We start from the raw sequence: 667 nt of genomic DNA, 5'->3' as shown, positions 1-667 counted from the left end.
GCGGGTCATATTTCTACCTCGTAGTCACGAGCGAGCGATTCCATTTCAGACCAGGGTGGGGTTTGCGCTGAGGACTGTTCGCCTTCTGTTCGTAGGTACGTCAAGAGAGGTGAGATGATGTCTTCGACTCCGTAGGATGTTGCGACTTCGCGAACGTCTTCGTGGGATGTGTTGGTTGCGGTAATGAGAAGCATAGCGTACTTTCGGTGGCGAGCGTCGTTCTCGATGAGGAGTAGGTGACAGACCAAGTCGGCCGGTGAGAGTGACTCTCGACTTTCTGAGTAGAAGTAATAGTTCCCCGAGCGCGTGAAGAACTGCAGACCGTATTCGCTGTATGCATCGAGTCCTGTCAGCAGGTACTGACTGTCGTCAACTACCTCGTCTGTTCGCACAATGAACTCGTCATAAGATTCCCACAGAAGTGTTCCACTCCCGATGTCGGTCTTGACTTGCATACGGTGGTGTTGGTGCCGGAGCTCCACAGCGAACTTGTGAAGTCCTGAGAACTGTTCGGTGAGGAGGTATCTAGTTCCTTGCTTAACAGCTATTGCTCGGTTTGTAAGCGTCTTGAGCGTCCGATAGACGGTTGCCCGTGACACATCGGTTCGTTGGGCAAGCTCGGCTGCCGACACCGGTTCATCAGTGGGGAGATAATAGAGGACGGGAA

General features: G+C 53.1%; 1 protein-coding gene. It reads right to left on the bottom strand.

What is annotated here, in order from left to right; genetic code table 11:
* Positions 1-5: 5 nt before the first annotated feature.
* Positions 6-667 (bottom strand): helix-turn-helix domain-containing protein (locus AUR66_RS16060; protein ID WP_058573245.1); only part of this gene is annotated, 662 nt, incomplete at its 5' end.

It is taken from the genome of Haloferax profundi, assembly GCF_001469865.1.
Lineage (GTDB): Archaea > Halobacteriota > Halobacteria > Halobacteriales > Haloferacaceae > Haloferax > Haloferax profundi.
This window is presented reverse-complemented; position numbering and strand designations above follow the sequence as displayed.